This is a genomic window from Erythrobacter sp. S43, from assembly GCF_057364955.1.
This window is the reverse complement of the sequence record NZ_CP200285.1, coordinates 970,228-996,578: the sequence shown is the minus strand read 5'-3', so window position 1 is coordinate 996,578 and position 26,351 is coordinate 970,228. Positions and strand designations below refer to the sequence as shown.

Genomic DNA, 26,351 nt, shown 5'->3' with positions numbered 1-26,351 from the left:
GCAGTAGGGGCAGGAGCTTTGACGGATGGCACAAGGGCGAGCGCATTTGGTGCAGGTGCCGCTGCGGAGGCGGCGTCGGCCACTGCAATCGGTGATACTGCAACAGCCAGTGGCGTAGACAGCATTGCATTGGGTGCCCGTTCAGATGCGACGCTAAGAGGTGCCATCGCGATTGGCGGTGATTTCGCAGACAGCGATACGCTGGGAGCACAAGCGACCGGCGTTAGTGCGGTGGCTATCGGCGCAGATTCTCAAGCCACGGCAGACCGGACCGTTGCCATCGGCGAAGCAAGCCTTGCGAGTGGATTGTGGGCGACGGCCATAGGGACTGAAACTGAGGCATCAGGGTCTCTCTCATTCGCTGCGGGACATTTCGCAACCGCAAGTGAGACAGGAAGCGTTGCAATCGGCCGATCTAGTCTCGCCTCCGGCTCTCAGACTATTGCTATCGGTATAGGATCGGACGCAACGTCACAGGACGCTGTAGCGCTCGGAGCGGGAGCCGAGGCAACCCAGCTCCGGGCTGTTGCGCTTGGAGCTACCGCACGGGCTGTCGGCTCTGACGCTATCGCTCTTGGCGGTTTAGCCCGCGCAGAAGCTTCGGAATCGATTGCAGTGGGTTCGCAGTCTCTTTCTTCCGCATTGGGTTCCATTGCCTTGGGCGGAGATGGTGCTGATGCCGACTTCAATGGGGCTCAAGCCACGGCCGAAAGCGCCGTTGCCCTCGGCACAGACACCAATGCCACTGGCATCCGCTCGGTCGCGATTGGTGATGGCTCAAGTGCTGAAGAGCAAGACGCGGTGGCCTTTGGTGTGAACGCATCGTCCACTGCCACAAACGGCATGGCCATCGGGCGTAACGCGAATGTGCAGGCCAATAACGGCTTTGCCGCAGGCGTGAACGCAAGGGTGCTCAACCAGAACGGATCGGCCTTCGGCTCCAGCGCACGTGTGACCGGTAACTCGGGTACAGCGGTGGGCGCCAATGCTCTAACGACTGGCACGCGCGGGACCTCTGTGGGCTCACAGGCTGAAGCGGGTGCCTTTGCCACTTCGGTGGGGAATGGTGCACAGGCCACGGGATCGCAGTCAACCTCGGTCGGGTTTGGAGCGGTTGCCGCACAAACGGATCTCGACAGCCATTGGTGCAGGTGCAACCACAACGGCTGCAAACCAGGTCACCATCGGCGGTTCAGGCAGCTCAGTGCGGATCGGTGATGTTGCGGCTTCTACCGCAGCGCAAGTTGGCCCTGTTGAAGCGGTGACCGTCGATGGCAACGGCGTGCTTGGCACTACCTCCGTTGCAACTGCTGCCTCGGTGGCCAATGTCCGCGTCTCAATGAATGCGCTGGCGCAGGTGTCTGAGGCGCAGTTCAACTCGCTGTCGAACAACGTCATGGCCTTGGACAGCCGCCTGTCGAACCTCGAGTTCGATCTGCAGAATGTTGATGAGCGCCTGACCGGAGGCATCGCAGCAGCAGCCGCGTTGGGCAGTGCCATTGCCATGCCGGACAAAAGCTTCGTGATCGCGGGCAATGTTGCCACCTATGGCGGCGAGCAAGGCTACGCGATCACATTCACCGGCCGGGCGACAGACAACCTCGCCTTCACCGCAGGTGTCGCCGGAAACAGCGGCGATGGCGATGTGGTGGCCCAAGCAGGCTTTGCTCTGGGCTTCTGATCAGAGGAAGGGGCGGCGTCGAAGGTGTCGCCCTTTCTGCTTCCTTATCGCATTCCCAACTTGCGCAGGTGGTATGTGTGATCACCAAACTGCGCATCATAGGCGAGCAGGCGTTTGTGATAATGGCTCACGCTAAGCTCGTCGGTCATGCCCACGCCGCCATGTGTCTGAATCGCAGCCTCTCCGATGGCGCGGCCGAGCTTGCCCAATTGGCCTTTCAGCACATGGATATCCCGCTGGGTGACGGCTCCTGAATCAGCGAGCGCGGCGGTGTAGGTGAGCGTTGACAGCGCCTTGCTGTAGTTGATCTTCATGTCGGCCAACCGGTGTGCGATGGATTGGAACATCGCGATAGGTTGGCCGAACTGCTTGCGGGTCATCGCGTATTCGGTGGTGATCGAAAGGAGCGCTTTCATCGCGCCCACAGCCTCTGCCGATTGCACGATGATCGCGTTGGTCAGAACGCTGTGGATCGTGGCCTCGGCGTCATCCGACAAAACTGCATCTGCGCTAACCACGACGTTGTCGAAACGAACATTGGCGGCGCTGCGCCCATCGATGGTCGTGTACTCGCTTAGAGTTATGCCAGGAGCGTCCTTCGCAACCAGATAAAGGCCGATCGTTTCATTCTCCGTCACTGCGGCCAGCACGAATACATCCGCTTGAGACCCCGCAATCACGAGGCGCTTTTCACCATTGAGCGTCGTGCTTTGACCGCTTGTCTTGGCGGTCATGCAGATGAGCGAGGGATCGGCCGTTCCGGCGCCTTCCTCGTAGGCAAATGCGGCGATGGCTTCACCAGAGGCGAGCCTTTCAACCCAATCCGCTGCAGCCTCGGCATTGCCCGCGATAGCGGCGCCGGCGAGCATGATTGAGGCCACATAAGGTTCGACAACAAGATGTTTGCCGAAGCTTTCGGCGAAAGCGACACAGTCTGAAAGGGAGCCGCCAAGTCCGCCGTTTTCCTCGCTGAAGGGCAGGGCAAGCAGACCGAGCTCGGCGAATTGCTGCCACACATCGGGAGACCAAGGCGCATCCGAGGACACCAGAGCCTGCCGCGTGTCGAAATCGTAGTTCTTTTCCAGATAGCGCCCGACACTGTCGCGGAGCATTTCCTGTTCTTGCGAGAATGAGAAGTCCATTAGCGCGCTCCCGCAGCGAGGCCGCGCGCGATCAGGTCACGTTGAACCTCATTCGAACCAGCATAGATCGTGGTCGCGCGGCTGTTGAGATAGAGCGGCATCGAGATGAGGTCGAATTCGCTGCCGAGCGGTTCGACATTGGATCCCACGCGCAAAGCCTCCAATTGTCGCGCAAGACCGTCCACGCCTGACACCTGCATCATCAACGTGGAAGCGCGCTGCACCAGCTCGGAATTCATCGTCTTGTTCATGGAAGGAAACGCCGGATCGCGTGCAATTTCGTGACCGCTGATCGCGAGTTTCTCGAAATGGCCGAGAGAGGCGATGTCCGCCTCCAACGCCCCGATCTCTTGCTGGAAAACCGGATCATCGGCGAGCACCCCGCCGAAGGGGAGGGTGTTTCACCCGCTGCCTCACGTGCTCGCTCGCAGTACCGCATCAGCGTGGGACTGGCCGCGTTGCCTCCGCCACGCTCGTGTTTGAGCAAGTGCTTGGCCACGCTCCACCCGTCATTCTCTTCGCCCACGCGGCCCGATTGCGGCACGCGAACATTGTCGAAGAAAACCTCGCATTGTTCGGGGAAGCCATCGAGTCCGACGATCGGCCTGATTTCCATGCCGGGGTAATCGATCCGGTCGAGCAAAAGGAAGGTGATGCCCTGCTGCTTCTTACCCTCATTGCTGGTGCGCACGAGCATGAACATGCGATTGGCGTGATGCGCGTAGGTGGTCCAAATCTTCGACCCATTGATGATGTAGTCATCGCCATCCGGTTCCGCGCGGCAACTGAGAGAGGCGAGATCGGAACCGGAATTGGGTTCGGAGTACCCTTGCGCCCAAAAGTCAGATCCATCGAGGATCGGCGGGAGATACTTTGCTTTCTGCTCTTCGGTGCCGAGATCGATCAGCAGCGGGCCAACCATTCCGAGGCTTTGCGGCAACAGCGGTGGAAGGTCAGCCTTGCGGTATTCCTCGGCAAAAATGAAACGCTGCTCCACGCTCCACCCGGTGCCTCCGTATTCCTTCGGCCAATGCGGCGCAGCCCAGCCCTTCTTGAAGAGGATGTTGTGCCACTCCATGCACTCCTTGAACGGAGCAAAGACGCTGGTGGTTTTGCGCCCCGCCTCGCGGATTGCAGGGGTTGGTGCCGTAGCGAAGAACTCGGCCACTTCGGCACGAAACGCTTCCAGTTCAGGGGCAAAATCAACATTCATCGCGCGGCTCTCTCCATGTCGCTTTCGATTAATGGGTGTAGAGTTCCAATCGCCTGCCGGGCAAGTGGGTGAGGCCGCAAAGCGCCGCATTCACACGGGCCATCCGCCAACTCTTTGGGAAGTTTGCCTTTTGCTTGCCTATTCGAGGCTCGCGGCTACCATGATGTGCTCTGCCAAGGGTTTGATGGGACCGCGATGCTGCAAATCTCGACATTGGGCCCGCTTGGCGTGAAGCGCGATGGCAAGGTCATTGAACTGCCGGCATCGCGCAAAACACGGGCCTTGCTCGGTTATCTAGCCATTACGGGGAAGCGGCACACGAGGCAGGCGCTGTGCGAATTGCTCTGGGATATTCCGGATGACCCAAGGGCTGCATTGCGCTGGTCGCTGACGAAATTGCGCCCTCTGGTGAATGCCGAAGGCGAGGAGCGGCTCAAGACGGACAGGGATGCGGTCGAGCTAGTTCTCTCCTCGCACGAAACGGATTGGCAGGCCTTCTCGAGCGCTGTGGAGGCGGACGACATTGCACCTGCCGAGGCCGAAGCGCTTTGGCGCGTATCCGAAGCGACGCTGCTTGAAGATTGCGAGATGCCCAATCAGCAAGGGTATTCATCATGGCTTGAATACCAGCGCGAGACATTGCTCGCTTCACGAATCCATCTGGCCCGCAAGATGGCGCAAAGCGCGGGTATAGGCGCGTCTGCACGCGGGCAGTGGGCGGCGCGTTGGCTCTCGCTTGTCCCCTATGACCCCACGGCTGCGCTGGCATGCGTTGAAGCAAAACGTGAGGGCGGTGACCCGGAAGGAGCAAATGCGCTCGCTGCGTCGATTGAGGCGCGTTTTCGTGATGCAGGGTTAACTCCGCCGGATTTTGCAGGCGCTTCCGATACGACGGTTAGTCTGGACATTGATCTCTCCGCTCCCGCGCCTGAACAGCAAATCCAGTTCGCGCAATCGGCCGATGGATACTCCATTGCGCTAGCCAGTGTCGGTGATCCGACCAACCCGCCTCTTGTAAAAGCTGCCAATTGGCTCAGCCATCTTGAGCTCGACTGGGAGGCCCCGATCTGGAGCCCGCTGTTTCGTGAGTTCGCGCAGACCCATCACTTCATCCGTTATGATGAGCGCGGCTGCGGGCTTTCGGATCGCAAAGTCGATACGCTGGACCAGGAGAGCTTTGTCGCCGATCTTGAAGTGGTCGTGGATGCGTGCGGGCTGGAGCGGTTTCCTCTGATGGGGATCAGTCAGGGGGCGGCGGTGTGCATCGAGTACGCTGCGCGCCATCCGGAGCGTGTCAGTCATCTTGTCCTGTTCGGCGGGTATGATTGCGGCTGGCGGCACACGGCAAGCGACGAAGAGGCCCGTGAACGCGAAGCAGTGATGGTGCTGACCGAAACGGGCTGGGGCCGCGACAATCCCGTCTACCGCCATATGTTCAGCCAGACCTTCATGCCTGATGCGTCGCCCGGGGAATTGGAGTGGTTTGACGAATTCCAGCGCCAGACAACATCGCCGCAGAACGCGGTGCGCTTCCTTGAGGCGTTCTCGCAGATTGACGTGCGCGGGCGCCTTAGAGAAATTCAGTGCCCCACTCTGGTGGTGCACAGCCGCGAGGACCAGCGCATCCCGTTTGCGTCAGCCCGGTCGATGGCGAGCCGGATCAGGGGCGCGCGACTGGTCGGTATCGAGAGCCGCAACCACCTTCTTCTGGGCCGCGAACCTGCAGCGGCAGAGTTTGTTCGCGTGGTCACAGACTTCCTCAAAAGCTGAAATCTCAGCGCTTTCGGCCAATTCCAACGCTTTTTGGCGGCGATTCCAACGGTAATTCAAACGCTGGCTCCAACGATGCGTACGTAGCGACCATCGCCGCAGGGTTGGTGTCTTGCCGGTACGGCGCGGCCTGACCTCTCCTCGAAGCGGCGGGTCGCGCCTACTGTTCCCGACCCCCCATGTCGGCGGCTCCAACCCTGCACGAGACACCAATCTTGTACGGGGAACAAATGTGAAAAAACTGATCCTTCTCGGCGGCGCTGCGACATGCGTATTTCTTGCCATGCAGCCTGCTCCGGCTGTCGCCACCGAATGCGCCAACGATCCTGATGGCGTTGAGCCTCTCACCCCGCCTGATGACGGCGGCAGCGACAGCGAAAATACGGCTTGCGGTGAGGGAGCAGACGCATCGGGCACCAATTCGGCGAATACGGCCTACGGCGCGCAGGCCAATGCCAGCGGCAGCGGAGATGCTAACACCGCAGTTGGATTTCAAGCCAATGCGAGCGAGGGTTTAGGTTCGACGGCTGTAGGATCGCGTGCGAATGCCACAGGCCTCGATGCGGCTGCCTTTGGGAGAGACTCTCTCGCCACCGGTCCAGACGCAACAGCTGTTGGCTCCTTCGCTGAGGCAACGGGAGCCAGCTCCGTCGCAATTGGCGGTGACAACTCTGATTCTGGTAGTGAAGGCGCACAAGCCGCTGGTGAATTGGCCGTGGCAATTGGCGCCGACTCGCTCGCAAACAAGTCCAGCACAACCGCTGTAGGAGCCCGTTCTAGCGCCACCGGCATCAACGCAACCACATTCGGCGCGGAAGCGACTGCATCAGGCATCAATTCTACCGCTGTCGGCTTTGACTCCAGTGCTACCGGCGGAGACTCCGTCGCGCTGGGTCGCGATGCAGTTGCCAATGGAGAGGGTGCAAGTGCGCTCAGCGCTCTAAGCCAAGCGACCGCCGATGGTGCAACCGCCGTGGGTGAGCGAGCTCTCGCAACGGCCCTACGGACCATCGCCATCGGCGTTGATGGCGCGGATGACGACTCATCGGGTCAATTCGGTGCTGTTGCGAATGGGGCTCAGGCAATTGCCGTTGGTGTTGATACGCAGGCAAGTGGGACCGATGCTATTGCTATTGGTTCGAATGCATCTGCCACGAAGGACTCGGCAATTGCGATTGGTTTGAACGCAAGCGGTGGAGATGGCCGCACTGTGATTATTGGGCCAAACGCAAAGGGAGGAAATTCGTCTTCTGGTGTGGCGATTGGTGATCGGGCGAACATTCGGCAGAATGGTTCGGTTGCAATCGGCGTCTTTACCAATGCGACTGGACCGCGCTCTGTTGCTGTCGGCGAGCTAGCAAGAGCAACCGCATCGGGTGCAGCAGCTTTCGGACGCAGTGCGGAAGCCACGGGCACGACGTCGGTCGCAGTCGGAGACGATGCGCAAGCAAGCGCCACAAACGCAGCCGCTCTCGGAAAGAACGCGCGAGCCACCGGTGAAGACACAATCGCCGTGGGCGCGGATTCGGTGTCATCGGGAACATCCACCATCGCTATCGGCAATGATGCGCAAGCCACCCGCCAAGGCTCTATTGCCATTGGCTCAACCAATCCCGGTCTTCGCGATGATCTTGAGCAAGGCGCGCGTGCCACGGGCGCCCTTTCGATCGCACTGGGTACGCAAACGGTGGCTTCTGAGACCACAGCAATTGCTATCGGCTTTTCCGCGGATGGATTGGGTGATGGTGCAACAGCCATCGGAAGCAACGCAAGAGCTGAGGCAGTCGAGGCGATCGCAATCGGGGATGTGGCACGAGCGACGGCTGCAAACTCGATCGCTTTTGGTGCCGACACCCGAGCGGAAGGCTTGCGCGCTGTCGCCATTGGCGATGAAGCAATGGCCACAGTAGAAAACGCCACGGCTTTTGGCGTGAATTCGGTTGCCACCGGCGTCAACAGCATGGCCTTGGGCCGCAACGCCAATGTCCAGTCGAGCAACGGCCTGGCAGCGGGCGCCAACGCCCGCGTCCTCGAACAGAATGGTTCGGCATTTGGTGCGACGGCCCGGGTCGAAGGCCGGTCGGGTACCGCTGTTGGGGCAAACGCTCTAGTTGGCGGTACGCGCGGAACTGCCGTCGGCAGTCAGGCGCAGGCGACCGGTAACTTCTCGACCGCAGTGGGCAATGGAGCCAATGCTAGCGGCGCTCAGTCGACCTCGGTCGGGTTTGGAGCCTTAGCGGCGCAGACCAACTCCACGGCAGTGGGTGCGGGTGCGACCACGACAGCAGCCAATCAGGTGACGTTGGGCGGTGCTGGCAGCGCGGTGCGGATTGGCGATATCGACGCCAGCACAGTTGCACAGTCCGGACCGGTTGATGCGGTGACGGTTGATGCCAATGGCGTGCTGGGCCGTCAGGCTGTCGCAACAGCCGCTTCAGTCGCGAATATCCGTGTCTCGATGGATGCCATGTCAGCGATTACGGACGCGCAGTTTAACGCGCTGGAGAATAGCGTCTTCGCACTCGATAGCCGTGTGACGGGGCTGGAGTTCCAACTGCAAGACCTTGATGACCGTCTGACCGGCGGCATCGCGGCCAGCATGGCTCTTGGTGGTCAGATGGTGGTGCCCGACAGCACGGTCTCGTTCAGCCTCAACGCTTCGACCTATCAGGGCGAGCAAGGCTTTGCCGGCTCCATCTCGGCCCGCGTGGCAGAGAAGGTCTACATCTCGGCAGGCATTGCAGGCTCTACTGCACCGGAAAGCACAGGTGGCCGCGTCGGCGTTGCCTTCGGTTTCTAAAGCCCAAAAGAAAAGAGCGGGCGCGAGGTTTGCAAACCTCGCGCCCGCTCCTTCGATAAGGGCTCTGTCTCTTGCCCGTTAGAAACCGAAAGAGATGGACGCATGCACGCCCGTGCTCTCGAAATTGTCCGCGCCGATACCATCATGGAATGCGCCAATGCTGGCCCGCATTCCGCCTGATGAGAGGATATCCAGACCACCTTCGACCCGGGCACGCAGCCCGTTGTCTAGGATCGAATTGGCGTTGGTGCCGAACGTATAGATCCCCTCGGTCTCAATGAAGGGCCGCAGCGTCCAACCGCTATCGAGGGCGATCACCTGCTGGAACCGCGGGCGGAAGCTGATGTCGCCTTGCCCCACGTCTTGCTCGGGAATGATCACGCCGAGGCTATCGGTGTATTCCTGCTGCGTTTCATCGAGGTAGCGGACCGTGAATTCAGGGCGAACCTGAGTGCGCTTGCCGATATCGAACTGTCCAACCAGCGACCCGCTGTACAGCGCGCGGCTCGTTTCAAACGCATCGGTGTAGGTGCCAAGCGGATTGACCACATTGTCCGAGCTTCCCCACGCGGCGCGCACTTCGGCGAAGAGCTGAGGTGCGAGACGGGCCATGACATAGGGTCCGACAAGGAAGCCATTCCCTTCGGCCTCACCGGCCTCGAGAGTGCCACGATCAGCGAACAGATCGAACTCCGCCAGTGCTCCGACAAGCAGGTTCTCGCTCAGCACATAATCCGCACCGACATGAGCAATGCGGAAGGTCGCTTGCTGAGAGCCAAGCTGCGCATCGGAGATGAAGACTTCGCCCCAGATATCGAAGGGTTTGACCGGGCGATCAGCGCCGCTGATGGCTGATTGCATCATGGCCAAGCTGGTTGATGCGCTGGCGCTGTTCTTTGACCAATTCATGGCAAAGGGCAGCTTTCCCGAACCGGGAACCGGTAGGCCGAACGCCGTTGCGCCGCCTCCTTGTGCGCCAATCCCGTCCAGACGGTCCAACCGGCGTTGCAGATCTGGCTGATGCGAAAGGATCAGCGCGTTTCGTCCTGTCAGGAAGTCCGCAATCGCTGCCTGCGCCGCACCGCGCGAGTTGGTGCTTGTGAAGGTGCAAACCAGATCCTCGCCCGCCGAAAGCTCCAGATCGACCGAGCGGCTGGCGACATTCGCGACTGAATCGCCATCGTTGCAGGTGATATCTGTCAGCGCGAAACCGGCGGTGCGGATGTCGTTGACCGATACTGTGTATGAACCCGCAATCACCTCCGTGGCGCTCACTTGAGCCGAGCCGCTGGTGGTTGTGAGGCTCGAATTAAGCGCAGCGATATCCGAGGTGAAGGTCACAGATGTGTCGCCGCCGATGAGCCTCTGTATAATGGTCACAGACCCGACTGCGCGCACGCTGATAGTCACGGTGTCGGCGGTTGATTGGAGTTGGCCATCATCCACGACCAGCGCGAAGACGAGGTCTTCATTCCCATTGACCACCGGGGCAACAAAGGTTGGGGTTGCACTGTTGCCACCGGTGATCGTGACGGGCGTGCCCGACACCTGCGTCCATGTATAACTCAGGGCATCGCCTTCAGGATCGCTCGATCCGGTGCCATCCAGCGTGACAGTCTGGCCCGCATCGATTGGCCCTTGATCCACGCCGGCATCGGCGACGGGCGGTGCATTGGCGAGAATGGTGATCTCGACGCTGTCCTGTTGGGGAGAATTGATTGGACCGACCAGGTTTCCGGTTCGCGCCCCCGATCCAGTGCCGCCTGATGTAACGCTATCGTCAACGGTGAGGTCGAATGTCAGAACCTGATCGACAGATGTTGCGGCTGGTGCGGTGAAAGTCGGATTGGCTGTGTTTGCGCCGTTTAACACTACAAGCGGTCCCCCACTTTGCACCCACGTGTAGTTGATTGCATCCCCGTCAGGATCAGTGGATCCGCTGCCATCAAGTGTAATTGTGCTGCCGCCCACTTGAGACTGGTCTGCGCCGGCATCCGCAATCGGAAGGCCGTTGGCGAGAACCACAACAGTGGTAGCATCGGCGCCGAATGCATCGAACGGGTCGGTCACTTGCAGCCTAAATTCAATGGGCTGAGCTTGGTTTGTCCGTGGGGGTGCTGTGAATGTCGCCGTGGGTGTGTTGGCTCCTGTCAGAGTTACTGTTGGACCTGATATTTGGGTCCAAGAATAGACAAGACTATCGCCTTCCGGATCAGATGAAGCGGTGCCATCCAGCGTTACGACTGAACCGCCAGCGACGTTTTGAGCAGTGCCAGGCTGGCCGGCAACGGCCGTAGGTGCCTGGTTGCCCGCCACAGTGATACTGACAAAATCCGATGGGCCAGCGCTGTTGCCGTCATTCCCGACCACTTCGAATGTGAGCACCTGATCGTTTGCCGTACGCGGTGGCGCGGTGAAGTTAGGGCTCGCCGTATTGCCTCCGGTCAGAGTGACAGAAGGTCCGCCCGTTTGCAGCCACTGATAAGTGATTGGATCGTTCTCTGGATCGGTGCCTGTGGCATTCAGAGTGACAGCATCGCCGCCCGACACATTTTGGTCAGGTCCGGCGTCCACGGTCGGTGGAGCGTTGGGACTGATCGTCACGCGCACGGTGCTAAGATTGCTAATCAGTCCATCTGAAACGGAGACTTGAAAGTCAATGATCTGGGGGCTTGTGAGGTTCGGAGCTACAAACGAAGGCTGAGCAGTGTTCGCGTTGATCAACGTCACTGGTGCACCCGAAGTCAACTGAGACCAGGAAAACGTAAGTGGATCGCCATCCGGGTCAGTTGAACCCGTCGCGTCTAACGTTACGGTCTGACCAATTGTAACATTCTGGTCTGGTCCCGCGTCCGGTTGAGGAATCTGATTGGCAGCAACGAAAACGTCGACCGTGTCAGTGCCATCTGCAATGCCATCATTCGCTGTCAGCTGGAATGTAAGCGTCTGGAGAGCATTTGTTTTTGCCGGCGCTATAAAGCTTGGCGTCAAGGATGTCGGATTTGAAAGAGATGCAGCAGCGCCCGCGATTTGCGCCCATTGAACGGTCACAGGATCATTTTCGGCATCTGAGAAGCTTCCCGAAAGCGTGACGTTCTCCCCCTCGACCACATTTTGATCGACACCCGCATCCGCAACAGGCGGCGTATTGGGGATCAATCGACTGCAACTTGGGCCGCCGCTGACGAGCAGTGAATTCGGAATCTGAGTTGTGGCGATTATACTCCCGGTTTGGGGCTGAGAGCTGCTCACGGTCGTGTCGATTACAGAAGCCATGAAACTGTTAGTGGTGGGGGTTACATTGCCGATCTGGACCAAACGCGTGAAAGTGTTTGGGCCGCCAACAATGGCTTCCGTGGTTGCCGGATTTGTTCCCCCCAAGAAATTTGCATTGCCGTCGAGGATCTGAATCTGGGTGTAATCGATGGCAAGACCAAAATCCGGTACGGTACCGGTTATATCCGTCGTAACCCTCAGATCACAGGTTGCAGTCTGGCTGTTGTTTGCATCCAGTGTCACGGTCGGAGTTGTCGCCGTGGCCGCATGCGCGCTGGCTCCAGCGAAGCCAGAGGCCGCAATCGCCACACCAATCGCCGTGCAACGCAAAAGTCCTGCTTTGTCTGACACCAACATAACATATTCCCCTGTTCAAAATCGAAGTTCTGGGAATCGGTATGCTCGGGGAGTGGTATCATGCGAAAACCACATTGTTGGTGAGATGATCGCACGATGTACCATGAGTGTGGTACAATTCGGCTATGCGTTAATCAGATCTTCAACTGACCTGTCTTGAGCGCTTCAAACACCGCTTCACTGCGCGAATGGACGGCGAGTTTGCTGTAGATCGACTTGACGTAATTGTTGATCGTCAGCGGTGCGATGCCCATTGCGCTCGCGGCTTCCTTGTAAGTCAGGCCACGGGCGAAGAGATTGAGCAGTTCGATCTCGCGCTCCTTCAACTGCACATCCTCATCGGTCTCGGCTGGCTCGACCAGCTCGTCGCTGTTGCGCAGCCGTTCGAGCAAGTAGACCGCTGCCGTCGCGCTGACCGGCGCACCACCGGCGAGGGTAACTTCAATCCCTTCGGTGATTTCCTCGGGGCTAGAGTCTTTAAGGAGATATCCGTCCGCTCCGGCGCGGATCGCGCTGACCACTGTCTGGCGGTCGCCAAACGATGTCACGATGAGCACTTTGGCATCGGCGGCGTCTTTGATCTCTGGCACTAGGTCCAAGCCACTGCCATCGGGCAGACCAATATCGACCAGAAACAGATCGGGATTTAACCGCATCAGCTTTCGCGCATCGGCCACCGAAGATGCGACCCCGGCGAGGTCCAGATCGACTTGTTCGCTGACGATCCCGATAAAGTGATCGAGCAGGTTCGGATCATCCTCGATGATCGCCACACGGTGCGTGCGCCCGGCATTATCGGCCATGTCGTTCATCCTGTAGCAAGAATGATTGCCCTCTCTCGCAAGTGCACCTGCCTGCGCCAGCCACGAATGTGGTCAATTTTGGTTTCGGCTTGGTCATACGCGTTTCGCCACCAAAAGAGTGACCGTTATGCCTTCCTTCGTCGACTCAGTAGAAAGCGTTGCGCCAATGCCGGTGGCGCGCGCGTGCATATTCTTGAGCCCACGGCCTCCGACACGTGTGTTCTCGCCGGCAGCGGCATCCATACCTTTGCCATTATCCGCAATCGCTATCGAGAATGCGTTTCGCTCCTCCGCCGATGATTGGATGTCGACCGTGATTGTATCGCCGCCCGAATGTTTCAGCGCGTTCGTGAATGCCTCCTGCAAGATCCGGAACACCTGTAAGACCTCGCGCGGACTATAGTCGGGGTAAGTGATTTCAGGATCGTCGGTCCATTGCACTTCAAATCCGGCTTCACGAGCGCGGGGCACGATCCGTTTCTTGAAGACAGTCAGCGCCGATCGCAGGGACTCACCGACTGAATCCATGGAATCGATCATCAGCCGCATCTCATCAATCACCGATTGCAGGCCGTCCGCATAGTCGGTGTGCTTGCCCGCGCCGCGCTTGGCCATCATCATCATCGACATCAGATGGCTCCCTAACCCGTCGTGCATATCGCGCATGATGCGCTGGCGCTCTTCGTCGAGCGCTTGCTGGCGAACCAGCCTTTTTTCGCGGTCATGGGCAACAGCCAACTCGGCCGTGCGCTCGTCTAATTCGGTCTGAAGCAGATCGTTGATCTGGGACGAGGAACGGAACAGCCGCACGCGCCGCGCGAAGAAGGCTATTGCAATGCCCACAATCAGGAATGGCTGAGTTCGGGTTACATAACCCATGTTCAGCGCTTGGGTGAGTTCGGTGATCGCTTGCAATGCGAACAGAGAAACGAGCAAAAGCGCGATCGCCGCTTCGACGTATCTGTCTTCTTCAAGAGTTCGGAAATTCCAAAGCAAGCGAGCCGCAGTGGCAATCGCAAATCCAATGCCGCTGTAGATCACTATCTCGCCCGCGCGATCATATCCCAGGCCATAGGGTAAAGCGTAAAGGCAAATGATTGCTGCGAGTGTGGCTCCGACAAATACAGCGACTGCCGCGGGAAGTATCCAGCCATACTCGTCTCGCGACCAAGCGTTGGCCCATCCGAACCAAGCGAATTGCACCAGCATGGTTGTGGCAAAGTAATAGGCGATCCGGGTGTGACCATCGAACGGAGGGTCAAGCCAGAGATAATAGTGTGTCGAAGCAGCGAGCGCACTGGCGAGAACAAAAACCCAGAATGCATCTCGATCCCGACCCGAAATAAGGAAGAAGATAAGCGCAAACAGCGCAACCATGCCCACTGCAGCGAGCACAAGGTAAGAATAGCCATCCGACAACCAGTTGGTCGGCGCCATCTTGTCCTCAATGAACCCGTATTCACCAAGGAGCGGCGTGAAGTAATCAAAGTACGGAATGCCCTCGCGCACCAAAATGAAGGTAACTTCGTTCTGGCCAGCCTTCAGAGTGTCGCTGGGCACGTGATATGTCTTACGGATCAGGCTGTCATAGGTGTGATCCGGAAGCTCCATCCGCCCGGTTCCCGCGACGAAGCTGTTGTTCACGTAGATCATGAAGTTGTCCGCCCGCACATGCGGGGCGATTCCCAAGCCTGTCTCGGGAACAGCATCTAGGTCGAATTGATATCTGAAGGCGCGATAACCGCTCCCGCAACAATGCCAGCCGGGCATTTCAGCGATGGGGTCGAATGTGGCTTTGCCAACAGCTTCCAAAGTTGGAGCTTCCAGACGCGCCTCGGCGTAGTCATAGCCCTCGATCCGATCAAAGCCCGGATTGGGGGATCCGATCACTAACGGCTTAATCACCAGCCAGAACAGCAACTGGATCAGAACCACGGCAATGGCCAACCGTGCGAGGTGCGGCACCCGCTTAAAACCGTCCATGAGAGTAGGGCCGTCCATCCCCATTCCTTCCGAAGTCCATCCGCCTTGATCGGCGAACCACACCTATGGTGGGCAAGTCAAAGCGTAACACCATATTTCTGGTGCGGCGCTGGCGCATGCCGGAGGCGTCATGGCTGCAGATTGATGTCCGTGCAGCCCATATCCATGGGCATGACTGAAGCCTCTCGCTCCTCTCAAAAGCCTCGTGTGAGTGCGTGGCTCACATGGGTGTCCAAGGAGGAAGAGATGAAGCGAGTTTTGTTGCCAGTTGCCGCGCTGGTTGGGCTTGGCGCTTGTGGTCAAGGTGTTGCTGATGACGAGTTGAAGCCGGGCAATTGGAAGATGACCGGCGGCATGTCGAAGTTTGAAGTTCCCGGTGCGACCGAAGAGCAAGCCAAGCTGTTTCAGGACGCGGCGGGCAAAATGATCTCGCAAGAGCAGTGCATTCCAGCGGGCGAGAACAAGTTCAATCCGGACATTATTGCTGACGCCATGCGGCAGAGCGGCGAATGCACAATCAAGGACTTCGATCTGACCGATGGCGTTATCAAAGGTAATATGACCTGCGACGTCGGTGGCGGGAAGACGACCGACGTCGATATTGACGGCACGATCTCGTCCGAAGCCTTTGCTATGGCGGTCGAAACGGAAATGCTGGAAGAGGCACTTCCCGGAGGCAAAGCCAGCGTAACCGTTGAAATGAAGGGTGAATGGATCGGGGACTGCTAAACCGCCAATTGCCTGACACAAGAAAGAAGGGGGCAGCCGATTGGCCGCCCCCTTTAGTTTTGGGTGACCTCTCTCGCGGGTCACTTCGGGTCAGATCATTTGGGAATATTCTCGCACGCAATCCGCTTCGTGGAATGGGAAGATCTGCGCACCGTAGACCCTTCTTTTATCATCGTAAAATCATACAGATAGCACTTACCCGACGCTGGGTCTTTTGCCGCAATCGCTGCGTCGCGCACTTGGCCGATGACAATCCCAAGTGAGTTGCGTTTGGGAGCCCAGCTGCTGCGGATATGAATTCTCTTGATCGTGTATGGAATTCCACTTGTGCCCCAGGCTTGGCGGAATTGATTTTCAACAGCCGCGCTGCGCTGGATCGCTGGTGGCATCTTAACCGCACGAGCCTTTGCCAACTCCTCCGCATCTTTGCGTTTCTTGGCGTTTTCGCGCGAGCCGCCATATCTGGCCATAACACTATCGACTTTGGCCTTTGCCGCCGCATATTGTGGATTGTCTGGAAAGAGCTTAACGGCGCCGTATAGCATCACCTCCAGTACTAGCAGGTCATTGTAAGTGCGGTCGCCAGCGCCGACCCCCCGATTGCCCTCGGCAAAAGTGATCTGACGTCCGATCCATCTTTCGGTTGAGCGATTGTCGTAGTGCAAACGCATCACTCGAATGAAATCGTCCATGCGAGATTCCCTCAATGGGGCATATTGGCCGCTTGCAACCGCAGCGACGTGTGCGTCCACCACAGCGCGATATTCAGCGGCTCCTTGGTCCACTTGTGCATTGTCACTGGGCGCCGTCCAGTTGAAGCTGAAGTCTTGAAGGAGGCGGTTCTTTGTATTGTTTAGCTGTTCTTCGATGCCCCGGTTGTTCTCGCGCTCTTCCTTGGTCTCTGCGTTAGGATCATTGGAGGAATCGGCCGCATCTCTAATTGTTCTCAGCGGCTTTTCGATCTTGGGCAGCTTTGGAAAACTCTGCAGCGATGACACTGTATTGAGCCCATGATTTGCTTGGACCGTCGCGGGTGTTGCGCCCGCAATCATTGCGGCGCTTATGACTGCGCCACCGAATAGTGCTCGAAAAGCCATGATTGTTCCTTCCCTATATTCCGTGCGGAAAGGGTAGGATCGCGGCTTGGCATGCTCGACCCATAGATATGGGCCGCGAGTTTCGGCGCTAGGATTTGGGAGCCGGCTCGGGTTCAGGAGCGCATACCGGCTTGCTGGCTGTGTTCCAGAACTTGGCCGGGTCTGCCGCGATCTTGTTCTTCGGATCGAAGGTTTTGAGCAGATGTGCGGCATATGGCGCGGCAGCGCCCTCGGGCAGGCGGTCTAGCGCATCGATCGACTTATTCGGGCCGGTGTCCATGCGCGCCGGGATCCACCCGGTCAGCGTCGCGTCCAGCTTGCCATCGGTATTAGGCGTAAAGCCGAGCATATAGATCACCGTCGCAAGGCGCGGCAGGCCGATCTGGCGGGATACGAAGTTGCCGAGTGAATAGACGACCGGCACCGAGCGGCCATCCTTCGTCTCAAGCATCTCTTCGGGCTGAACCACATGCGGATGGGTGCCGATAATTGCGCTGGCTCCTGCATCGGCCATATCCTGCGCCAATTCGACTTCCTGCTGTGCGGGGCGCGGTTGATATTCGATTCCCCAATGCGGCAGGACGATCACTGCATCAACATCATCATCGCTCGCCAGCGCTTTGATCTGTCCCAGCATCTCCTCGCGATTTTCGTAGCACATCAGCACCTGATCATCGGGATCCGGCAGGCCATTGGTGCTGAAAGTGCAGGAAATGGCGGCGAACTGGAACGCCTGATCTCCGCGTTTGACGGTGTAGCGGGCGGACCAGTCGAAGCCCTCTTTCTTGGCTTCGGCAAGCCGTGTTCCAGTGAGTGGCAGGTCCTCGGCCTTGATCGAGGCAATCGTGCCATCAACCCCCGGTCCGCCGCGATCCGCCGAGTGGTTGTTGGCGGTCTGGATCACGTCAAACCCGACCGCTTTCAGGTCGCCGATCACGCTGGGATGATAGTTGAACATCGGGTAGCTTGAATATGCGCGCCCGTCATAGGTTCCCGCCGGTGTCGGGATGGTGCGACCGCTCAGGCCCACCATGTCCTTCGCCGCAGCTCCTTCGAGATTGACGATGGCAAGGTCCGCACCAGATATCAGGTCTTTGACCGGCTCCATGATCGCCTGCGTGCCGTTTTCTTGCGCTGCGGCGAAGCGCTGGATTGGACCGTGCAGCAGGAAATCGCCCACGGCAGCGACGGTGATTGGCTCAATGCAAACGGGTGCGGCTTCGGCGGTTTCGTCTGTTCCCGTGCCGTTGCACGCCGTCAGAAGACCCAGCGCACTGACCAGAGCGGCCCGTTTTCCAAACTTTGATGCGACCACCTTAATCCCCCACGGTCCAGTTTTATTGCTCGATAGAACAGGCCTTCGGTGCGTTGTTCCAATATGCCCCCGGATTAGCAGGCAGGCGTTTGTCTGCCGAATAGGTTTCCAGCAGGTGCGATAGGTACGACGCGCCTTCGCTGGTGGGGATGCGGTCCAGTGCATCAAGCGACATCCCACCTTCGGTGCGCATGCGCAGCGGCACCCAACCGGATTTCGTCACCGCCAATTTTCCTGCGCGATCGGGCTCAAAGCCGAGCAGATAGATGATCGTCGTCAGGCGCGGCAGGCCAATCTGGCGGCTGACAAAGTTACCAAGCGAGTAGAGTACTGGAACCGTTCGGCCGTCTGACGCGCGTACCATTCTTTCCGGCTGAACCACATGAGGGTGGCTGCCAATGATCGCCGTGGCGCCTGCATTGGCCATATCCTGAGCGAGACCGATCTGTTTGCTCTCGGGCAGAGGTTCGTACTCTTTGCCCCAATGCGGCAGAACGATCACCGCCGACACACTGTCGTCCGCGCTGAGCTTGCGGATTTGCGACAGCACCTCTTGGCGCTGGTCGTAGCAGTGCAGTACCTGCCCCTTTTTATCGGCCACGCCATTGGTGCCATAGGTGCAGGCGAGAAAGGCGAAGGTGTAATCTTTACCGCCGCGCTCAACCGTGTAGCGCGCGGACCAATCGAAATCGCGGCTCCATTCCGATGCCTTGCGGGTGCCCGTGCGGCCAAGCCCCGCCGCATCAATCGCCTCCAGTGTGCGATCCGCACCCAGTGATCCGCGATCAAGCGAGTGGTTGTTCGCCGTTTGCAGCACATCGACGCCCAGCCGCTTCAAATCGGTAACAAGCGAGGGGTGATAGTTGAACAGCGGATAGCCCTTGTAAGCGACGCCATCATAGATCGTCGCAGGCGTTTTCACCTCCGTGCGGCCCAGCCCGGTCAGGTTCCGCGCCGTTGGTCCTTCGAGATTGGCGACCGTCACATCGGTGCCGCGCATCAAGTCCTCGACCGGTTTTATCGCCGCGTAATAGCCTTCAGATTGCTCTGCGGCCCATTTCTGAAACGTGTCGTGCAACAGCACATCACCCACCGCCGCCAGGGTGATGGGCGGCTCCTCACACTCGGTCACAGTTTCTTCCTCGGGCATTGTCTCTGTTTGGACGGGGGCGGCGGGAGCAGTCTGCATCGCCATCGCGGTACCGAAGCAACCTACCGCAGCACATGTTGCCCCAAACCACTTTGCGTATCGCACTGCCAACCGTCCTTTTCAGCGTCTGGGCGAGGGCTAACAGGCTGAAAGTTGCAATGCAATCAGGCCTCGCGCGGCATTCTCCTTGACGCTTTCGGGAACTTGCTCAACACCCGTGGTTTGATCCTGAAAGACATGACGGCGAAGGGGCCATTGATGCCGACCAACTTCCTCAAGCGATTGATCCTTGGTTTTGCTCTGGCGATGGGGCTTTCCTCAGCCGTCAGCGCGCAGTCTTTCCTTGATGGCGATTTCGACCCAGCGGTCCCGACTTTGGCCGAAACGGTTGGACATGAGGCGGGCACGAAGATCACTTCGCCTGCCGAGATGGTCACTTACATCAAAGCGCTCGCCAAGGCCGCGCCGGACCGTGTGCAGCTGGTGCAATATGCGACGACGTGGGAAGGGCGCCCGCTTTACTACATGGTCATCACCGCGCCAGGGAACATGGCGCGCATTGATGCCATTCAGGCGGACCTTGCGAATATCGCCGCCGGTCGAGCCAGCAATGGCAATGCGCTGCCCGTAACATGGCTTGCCTACTCGGTGCACGGGAACGAGATCACCTCGACCGATGCAGCGCTGATGATGGCTTATCACATGCTCGCCTCGCGCAGGGATGATCGGGTGAGCAAAATCCTGAACGACACCATCGTGGTGATTGACCCGCTGCAAAACCCCGATGGGCGCGCGCGTTTCGTAAACCACTTCCGCACCGCGACGGGCATCGTCCCTGCTGCCGACCGTCAGGCCGCAGAGCATGACGAGACATGGCCAAGTGGGCGCGTGAATCACTACATGTTTGACCTCAACCGTGACTGGTTCACTCTGAGCCAGCCCGAGACGCGCGGCAAGGTAGCTGCCATCCGCCAGTGGAGCCCGGTTGTTGTCGCCGATATTCACGAAATGAGCGGGGACGACACCTATTTCTTCAGCCCCGCCGCCGATCCGATCAATCCAAACATCACCGCCGCGCAGCGCCGCGCTTACGAGATTATCGGGCGCAACACCGCCGGTTGGTTTGACCGCATGCGGGAACCGTATTTCACCCGCGAAGTCTATGACCTGTTCTACCCTGGCTATGGCGACACATGGAACACGCATCAGGGCGCGATTGGCAGCACTTATGAGCAGGGAAGCCCGCGCGGCATGGTGTGGGAACGGCGAGATGGCACCAAGCTCACCTATGCTGACGGCGTCCGCAACCACTTCATTGCCAGTCTCTCGACCGCAGAGGCAGTCTCTAACAACGCCTCGCGTTTCTTGAGCGACTACGCCGCCTATCGCAGCGCCAACGCAAATGGCGCAGCGGGGCGGGGCACCTATGTCATCGACCTTGGCAATCGCCGCTGGAACGCCGAGGCGCTTGGCCGTCGCCTTGTCGCGCAAGGCATCACCGTCCGCCGTAGCGATGGCGCGGCGACAGTATGCGGGCGCGGCTATCCCAAGGGGTATCTTGCCGTGCCGCAGGCCCAGCCCGCCGCGCGGCTCGTGCGCAGCTTGCTAGACAAGAACACGCAGCTTCCGCGCGATTTCGTGATCAAGCAGGAAGAGCGCCGCTCCGAAGACTTGCCGCATGAACTCTACGACGTCACCGCATGGTCGGTCGGCTTCATGTCGGGCGTTGATGTGCAGCTTTGCGCGGGCGCGGCGGGCGGCAATGCGCTTGCTGCCGAGACCCCGATCACGCCGGTCAATGAAGGTGCGCGCAGTTTCGCAGTCGCAGTTCCTTGGACTGACAGCGGTCAGGCACGACTGGTAACCCGCGCAATCCGTGCTGGTCTCGAAGCGCGCGTGACCGACAAAGCCTTCACCAAGGATGGCCGCACATTCCCGCGCGGTACGGTGATCTTCCCGACCGGCCCGAATGATGAAGCCGCGATGGCCAAGCTGTCCGATATGGCGCGTGAAGTGGGCGCGCACACGATCGGTCTGGATTCAAGCTGGGTCGAAGACGGCCCGAACCTTGGCAGCGAGAGCTTTGTGCGTCTGACGGTGCCCAAGGTCGCGATTGCATGGGACGATGGTATGTCACAGCTGAGCGCGGGGGCGATGCGTTACGTGCTTGAACAGCGTCTGGGCTTGCCCGTCGTGCCGATCCGCACGCAACGTCTCACACGCGCTGACTTGTCCGATTACGACGTGGTTTTGTTCCCCGATGGCCGCCCGCAGGGTGTGCTTGGCACCGGCGGTGTCGCCAACATCAGAGCTTTCGTTCAGCGCGGGGGAGTGCTGGTGGCGGTTGGTAACAGCCTTGGTGCGTTCTCAAGTGGAGACAATCCGCTCCTTGCTGTGACCCGCGAAGCCGCGCTGGGCCGTATCCCCGATGGTGAAGAGGGTGGGGACGACGGTTCGCCAGTCGAAGCGCAGGAAATCACCAGCGAGGAAGAGTACCGCGAGGTCATCCGCGATCAGGACGCTTTGCCCGATACTTTGCCTGGTGCGCTGCTGAATACCGTCGCAGACCGGCAGCATTATCTATCTGCAGGGTATGATAATGGCGCGGTCGTGCTGGCACGAGGTTCGCAGATTTTCACACCACTAGATCGGTCCAAAGGCATCAATGTGATGCGCTTCGCTGACGCGGATAATCTCGTGGCCAGTGGCTATGTCTGGGCCGAGAACCAGCGCCAGCTTGCGTTTAAGCCATACTTGATGGCGCAGCGCAGCGGCGCCGGGCTGACCATTGGTTTTGCGCATGACCCGGCGGAGCGGGCTTATCTCGACGGGCTCGATCTGCTGATTGCCAATGCGGTACTGGTTGCGCCATCGCGCGAACGTTGATCCTTCCGGAAAACATCAAGAAGTAAATTCCTGTAACGAAAAGCCGCTTATTCATAGAACGGTTTACAGGTGGATGGCAGGAGACGTAGAAATCCCTTGGAGGGCTCTATGTTTTTGAAGACACCGTTCCGCGTACTCTGCGCGCTCCTGTTGGCTCTGGCGCTGCCCCACGGGCAAGCGCTCGCCAGCAATGATGATGCGGTCATCTATGAAGTGAAGAAGGGCGATACGCTCTACACGCTCGCGCAAAAGTACATGCGCTCTTACCGCTCGGCTCTAACCGTTCAGCGGCTGAACAGAATTCGCCACCCGCGTCGAATTCCCGTCGGCAAGAAAATCCGTATCCCTCGCAGCGCGCTGCGCTACACCCCGCTGCGATTAAATGTCGCCCACCATTCCGGCAGTGTAGCGATCCCAAACAAGACGGTGACGCGCGGAACGACCTTGAGCGAAGGTGATGTGGTCACCACGCAAGGTAACGGCTTTATCGCTTTTCGGACCGATTCCGGCAAACGCTTCACTATGCCGTCGAACTCGGTCATGTTTCTCAAGACCGCGCGTCGGTACGTGTTGAACGGCATCGAGGACATCGACTTTGTGGTCCGCAAAGGGCGTGGCACAACCAAATCGCGCCCGCTCAAGCCCAATGACAGACTGCGTGTGGGCACTCCGGTCGCGACGACGGCGGTTCGCGGGACAGAATTTCGTACGGCCTATTCATCCGAAGCTGGCAGCAGCATCACCGAAGTGCTGGAAGGCAGCGTGAATGTTGCAGTGGGCGAAGAAGAAGGCATAGCAGATGCTGGTTTTGGTCTGGCGAGCACTACCGAGGGGCTGGGTAGTCCCGAAGCGCTGCTTCCCCCCGCCGTACTAATTGACGGAACGCGGCCTCAGACGGGCGAGACATTGGAGTTTGCGATCAAGCCGCAAGAGGGCGCGGCCAAGTTTCGCGTGCAGATCGCCACCGACCAGTCAGGCAAAGATGTGATTGAAGAGAAGGTGGTGTCCGGGTCCACGGTCAGTTTTGATAGTGTTGATGAACAGCGGTACGTTGTCATTGCCCGCGCGATTTCGGGAAGTGGCGTCGAAGGGCGCAACTCGGACGCCAACTCCTTCATTCGCAAACGACTTGGCGTGAAAGGTAATGCTGGGAAGTCTGCCCTACTCGACGGGTTTCTGTTCAAGTGGGGTGACGAAGGTGAAAACAAAAACAAGAGCATCTATGCCTTTCAGCTGTGGCGCGAGGACCGACCGCAAGAATTGCTGATCGACGAAACCGGTCTTTCGCAATCGTCGCTCCTGCTGACCAATCTACCCAATGCAAAGTACAAATGGCGCGTCGCAGAGATGCAGACTGACGAGATCGACGGTCTGATTAAGGTCTGGAGTGATGCAACCGGCTTGCTTGTTCAAGACTAGGAAAGCGGCAACACGCATATGAAGTCAGCGCGCCTCATGGTGGAATGGGCGGTGCTACTCGCTTTGGCGATTGGCGGCGCTGTGTTCTTGCATGCCAGCGGCTCGGCCCAGCGCATAGACAACCAGTTGCTCGACACAGCCACCGCGTTGACGCGGCCTGCGCCCAGCGAAGACATCGTGGTGGTCGCCATAGACGATCGCAGCGTTGGTGAGAAAGGCAATTGGCCGTGGTCACGCGCGCTCCATGCTGAACTGATTGACCGTCTGACAGACGCTGGATCGAAGCTTGTCATATTCGACGTTCTGTTTCTTGAACCGACTGAACCAGATGCGGATGAGGCATTCGCGCAAGCTCTGGCAGAGAACGGCAAGGTCATCTTGCCGCATACTTTTGGCCCGCGTCCCAATACTGAATTCGGGCAAGATCCCGTCCTTCCATTGCCGGCATTAAGAGACGCGGCGGCGGCGGTTGGGCATGTGGCTGTCGAGACTGACCCTGACGGTGTGTTGCGTCGGTTTGAGATGGACTACGCGGTTGATGGCCAGTCCTATCCGCATCTCTCACTGGTGGCGATGGACCAGTTGGGCCTTGCGGTTGACGATGATCTGCGAAGCGGCGCGCCGGTCGTTCCGTTCTATGACCGGGACCTTTTCCCAACGACGCAATCCGCGAGCAGCGTTCTCGACGGATCGGCCCCGCCAGATGTGCTCAAGGACAAGATCGTCCTGATCGGTGCCACTGCCCAAGGGATGGGGGACCGTTATTCTGTGGCGACAGGTGATGTCGGCTTGATGCCGGGTGTCGAAGCGCAGGCAAACCTCATCAGCGCACTAATGCAGGATGCGATGATCTCGCCGATCGGCAACGTCTGGCACAATGCTCTGGCGGCCGCGGTTCTGCTGCTGCTGTTTCTGGCCTTCTGGTATCTTTCCCCGCGCTACGTCTTAGCTTGCGCCATTGCACTGATCGTTGCCGTCATCGCTATCTCGACAGGTCTGATCGGTGCAGGCCGATTGTGGTTGGCTCCCGCGTCCATCGTGATCGTCATCATGCTCGCTTACCCGCTGTGGAGCTGGCGCCGGCTTAGCCATGCGAGCCGTTATCTCGAACGTGAAGCAGCCCGCCTGACCGGTTCGGCCAGCGTCGCATCGGACCCGGGCGGTTTGGACTATGTCTCGCAGCAGATCGAGCAATTGCGCGGATTGGTTCGCACCGTGCACGATTCACTTAGCTTCCTGCGTCGGGTGATCGAGACGGCACCCGATGCCATCGTCGTTCTGGACCGGCAGGAAGCCGTGCAAATGCTCAACGCCAAGGCCAGCACACTCTTTCCTGATTGGCCGGAGCTGGAAAATGCGACCTTTGGGGAGTTTCTGCGCTATTCCGAGGCGGAGCTCACGCAGGATGGGAGTGAGCTAACAACGCGTGATGAACGAACATTCCTCATTGCGCGGGCTGAGTTGGGTGACACTAAGGGCGATGAAGAACAGGTTTCGGGAAGCATTATCGCTCTGCGCGAAGTAACGGAGCTTCGCCGTCTTGATGACGAACGCCGCCAAATGCTCGAGTTTCTCTCGCACGATATGCGCACGCCGCAGGTCGCGATCGTAGGATTGTCGCAAAAGAAACCCCCGGATCCCTCGGCGCATGCAGATACAATGCGGCGTATCCGGTCGCAAGCAGAGCGCACGCTCAAACTGGCCGATGATTTTGTGCAATTGGCGCGCTTGGATAGCCCCAATCTGCAGACTTATGAGGCGGATATCGGTGCGTTGGTCGAAGAGGCGTGTGACCGAGCATACACGCTGGCGGAGAAGAAACGCATTCGCCTTGAACAAGAGGTGCCAGAAGACCCGTGTTTCGCCGTGGTCGATCCATCGCTCATCGCTCGCATGCTCGACAACTTGATCGGCAATGCGATCAAGTATTCCGATGAGGAAGGCTGCGTGGATGTCTCATTTGCCCAGTCGGCTGACGGCGAGAGAATGGTATTCACCGTTGCCGATGATGGCCCTGGGCTAAGCGGAGACAGGCGCGCTGATCCGTTTGCGAGGTTCGGCGCCCATTCCACGCATGCAGGCCCAAGCTCTGGCTTGGGGTTGGCGTTGGTCAAGAAAGTGGTCGACGCGCATCATGGCACGATCGCCGTTGAGTCCGAGCCGGGCCAGGGCACACGATTCGCGATCACAATGCCGATTTTGGCAGATTAGTTGGCGGCGTCGTTCGCCAAAGCTTCTGCCAGCTTTTCGATATCCCGGTCATTGAAGTCGCATTCAATCCGAGAGGCGCGTCCAGCGTAAACTGGTGTGCTGCTCGCTCGATCAATCACGACAAGAGAGCCACTGAGCCGTTTCGGCTCGCATTTATCGAAGCGGCGCGACTTACGCGGTTCGGCAATCCAATTGCTTTCCGCTCCGTCCTCTGCCGGCTGTTGTTCGCCAGCGAGAATGCCAGAAGAAGCATCACCGATAGACACCGCGAAATCGATCAAAAGGGCGCCCTTATCGCTGCCTCGTATCGAATTTTCGGCGAAGGCTTTGATCAAGGCGCCGCCGAAGACTGCGCGGGCTGGTGTCGCATCTTCGGTTGAGACACTCATGACGATGCTCTGGCTTGTGCCGCGCAGGCTGCCGGTGGATTCGATGGATAAGGGCGCGGAGACCGCACAGGCAGACAATCCTGCGACCGCAGTGCAAGCTACAGCGAAAGAGGCAATTTTTCTCACACGG

Annotated in this window: 18 protein-coding genes; 8 read left to right on the top strand and 10 right to left on the bottom strand. The window is 58.9% G+C overall.

All coding sequences use genetic code 11. The annotated features are described in order from the left end of the window. The first annotated feature begins 18 nt into the window (after positions 1–18). A complete protein-coding gene (locus tag AC0V6K_RS04825) occupies positions 19–1,218 on the top strand; it encodes a hypothetical protein (RefSeq protein ID WP_472626024.1) in 1,200 nt (399 codons plus the stop codon). Then, a complete protein-coding gene (locus AC0V6K_RS04820) occupies positions 1,205–1,681 on the top strand; it encodes a hypothetical protein (RefSeq protein ID WP_472625270.1) in 477 nt (158 codons plus the stop codon). Before AC0V6K_RS04825 ends, AC0V6K_RS04820 begins: the two co-directional genes overlap by 14 nt. A 44-nt stretch (positions 1,682–1,725) precedes the next feature. Here the strand turns inward: AC0V6K_RS04820 and AC0V6K_RS04815 are convergent, their stop codons facing one another. The 3 genes from AC0V6K_RS04815 to AC0V6K_RS04805 are packed head-to-tail and all read right to left on the bottom strand — an operon-like array spanning position 1,726 to position 4,036. Continuing rightward, positions 1,726–2,823, bottom strand: a complete 1,098-nt coding sequence (locus tag AC0V6K_RS04815; RefSeq protein ID WP_472625269.1) for an acyl-CoA dehydrogenase family protein — start codon at positions 2,821–2,823, stop codon at positions 1,726–1,728. Continuing rightward, positions 2,823–3,161 (bottom strand): acyl-CoA dehydrogenase family protein, encoded by a 339-nt coding sequence (locus AC0V6K_RS04810; RefSeq protein WP_472625268.1) that lies wholly within the window; start codon positions 3,159–3,161, stop codon positions 2,823–2,825. The genes AC0V6K_RS04815 and AC0V6K_RS04810 overlap by 1 nt, the downstream gene beginning before the upstream one ends. Continuing rightward, the gene (locus tag AC0V6K_RS04805) at positions 3,071–4,036 is read right to left on the bottom strand and encodes an acyl-CoA dehydrogenase family protein (RefSeq protein ID WP_472625267.1); all 966 of its coding nucleotides are present in this window, start codon (positions 4,034–4,036) and stop codon (positions 3,071–3,073) included. The genes AC0V6K_RS04810 and AC0V6K_RS04805 overlap by 91 nt, the downstream gene beginning before the upstream one ends. A gap of 195 nt (positions 4,037–4,231) precedes the next feature. Here AC0V6K_RS04805 and AC0V6K_RS04800 point away from each other — a divergent pair, with 195 nt between their 5' ends. After that, the gene (locus tag AC0V6K_RS04800) at positions 4,232–5,806 is read left to right on the top strand and encodes a bifunctional AfsR/SARP family transcriptional regulator/alpha/beta hydrolase (RefSeq protein ID WP_472625266.1); all 1,575 of its coding nucleotides are present in this window, start codon (positions 4,232–4,234) and stop codon (positions 5,804–5,806) included. 232 nt (positions 5,807–6,038) lie between these two features. Further along, the gene (locus AC0V6K_RS04795) at positions 6,039–8,606 is read left to right on the top strand and encodes a YadA-like family protein (protein ID WP_472625265.1); all 2,568 of its coding nucleotides are present in this window, start codon (positions 6,039–6,041) and stop codon (positions 8,604–8,606) included. A gap of 78 nt (positions 8,607–8,684) precedes the next feature. On the opposite strand, the gene AC0V6K_RS04790 is transcribed toward AC0V6K_RS04795, so the two are convergent. The 3 genes from AC0V6K_RS04790 to AC0V6K_RS04780 all read right to left on the bottom strand — a co-directional run bounded on the left by AC0V6K_RS04790 (position 8,685) and on the right by AC0V6K_RS04780 (position 15,043). Continuing rightward, positions 8,685–12,233 carry a PKD domain-containing protein gene (locus AC0V6K_RS04790; protein WP_486172567.1) on the bottom strand — a complete coding sequence of 1,183 codons (3,549 nt, stop codon included), beginning with the start codon at positions 12,231–12,233 and terminating at the stop codon, positions 8,685–8,687. 140 nt (positions 12,234–12,373) lie between these two features. Beyond that, complete coding sequence (locus tag AC0V6K_RS04785) at positions 12,374–13,051, bottom strand: response regulator (RefSeq protein ID WP_472625263.1); 678 nt, start codon at positions 13,049–13,051, stop codon at positions 12,374–12,376. A gap of 84 nt (positions 13,052–13,135) precedes the next feature. After that, positions 13,136–15,043 carry a sensor histidine kinase gene (locus AC0V6K_RS04780; RefSeq protein WP_472625262.1) on the bottom strand — a complete coding sequence of 636 codons (1,908 nt, stop codon included), beginning with the start codon at positions 15,041–15,043 and terminating at the stop codon, positions 13,136–13,138. Between the two features lie 228 nt (positions 15,044–15,271). Here AC0V6K_RS04780 and AC0V6K_RS04775 point away from each other — a divergent pair, with 228 nt between their 5' ends. Beyond that, entirely contained in the window at positions 15,272–15,754 is a 483-nt protein-coding gene (locus tag AC0V6K_RS04775; RefSeq protein ID WP_486172566.1) for a DUF3617 domain-containing protein, read from the top strand. Between the two features lie 95 nt (positions 15,755–15,849). On the opposite strand, the gene AC0V6K_RS04770 is transcribed toward AC0V6K_RS04775, so the two are convergent. From AC0V6K_RS04770 to AC0V6K_RS04760, 3 genes are all read right to left on the bottom strand, one after another. Next, positions 15,850–16,851 (bottom strand): hypothetical protein, encoded by a 1,002-nt coding sequence (locus tag AC0V6K_RS04770; protein WP_472625260.1) that lies wholly within the window; start codon positions 16,849–16,851, stop codon positions 15,850–15,852. 88 nt (positions 16,852–16,939) lie between these two features. After that, a complete protein-coding gene (locus tag AC0V6K_RS04765) occupies positions 16,940–18,166 on the bottom strand; it encodes a CapA family protein (RefSeq protein WP_472625259.1) in 1,227 nt (408 codons plus the stop codon). Between the two features lie 22 nt (positions 18,167–18,188). Further along, complete coding sequence (locus AC0V6K_RS04760; RefSeq protein ID WP_486172565.1) at positions 18,189–19,298, bottom strand: CapA family protein; 1,110 nt, start codon at positions 19,296–19,298, stop codon at positions 18,189–18,191. A 222-nt stretch (positions 19,299–19,520) separates the two neighbouring features. On the opposite strand from AC0V6K_RS04760, the gene AC0V6K_RS04755 reads away from it, so the two are divergent. The 3 genes from AC0V6K_RS04755 (at position 19,521) to AC0V6K_RS04745 (ending at position 25,832) form a co-directional block, all read left to right on the top strand. Beyond that, positions 19,521–22,202 (top strand): M14 family metallopeptidase, encoded by a 2,682-nt coding sequence (locus AC0V6K_RS04755; protein WP_472625257.1) that lies wholly within the window; start codon positions 19,521–19,523, stop codon positions 22,200–22,202. A 108-nt stretch (positions 22,203–22,310) separates the two neighbouring features. Next, positions 22,311–23,621, top strand: coding sequence for a FecR family protein (locus AC0V6K_RS04750; protein WP_472625256.1), 1,311 nt, complete (start codon positions 22,311–22,313; stop codon positions 23,619–23,621). Between the two features lie 18 nt (positions 23,622–23,639). After that, positions 23,640–25,832, top strand: coding sequence for a CHASE2 domain-containing protein (locus AC0V6K_RS04745; protein ID WP_472625255.1), 2,193 nt, complete (start codon positions 23,640–23,642; stop codon positions 25,830–25,832). Here AC0V6K_RS04745 and AC0V6K_RS04740 read toward each other — a convergent pair. Next, the gene (locus AC0V6K_RS04740; protein ID WP_472625254.1) at positions 25,829–26,221 is read right to left on the bottom strand and encodes a hypothetical protein; all 393 of its coding nucleotides are present in this window, start codon (positions 26,219–26,221) and stop codon (positions 25,829–25,831) included. The two genes, AC0V6K_RS04745 and AC0V6K_RS04740, sit on opposite strands and share 4 nt — an antisense overlap. Positions 26,222–26,351 lie beyond the last annotated feature (130 nt).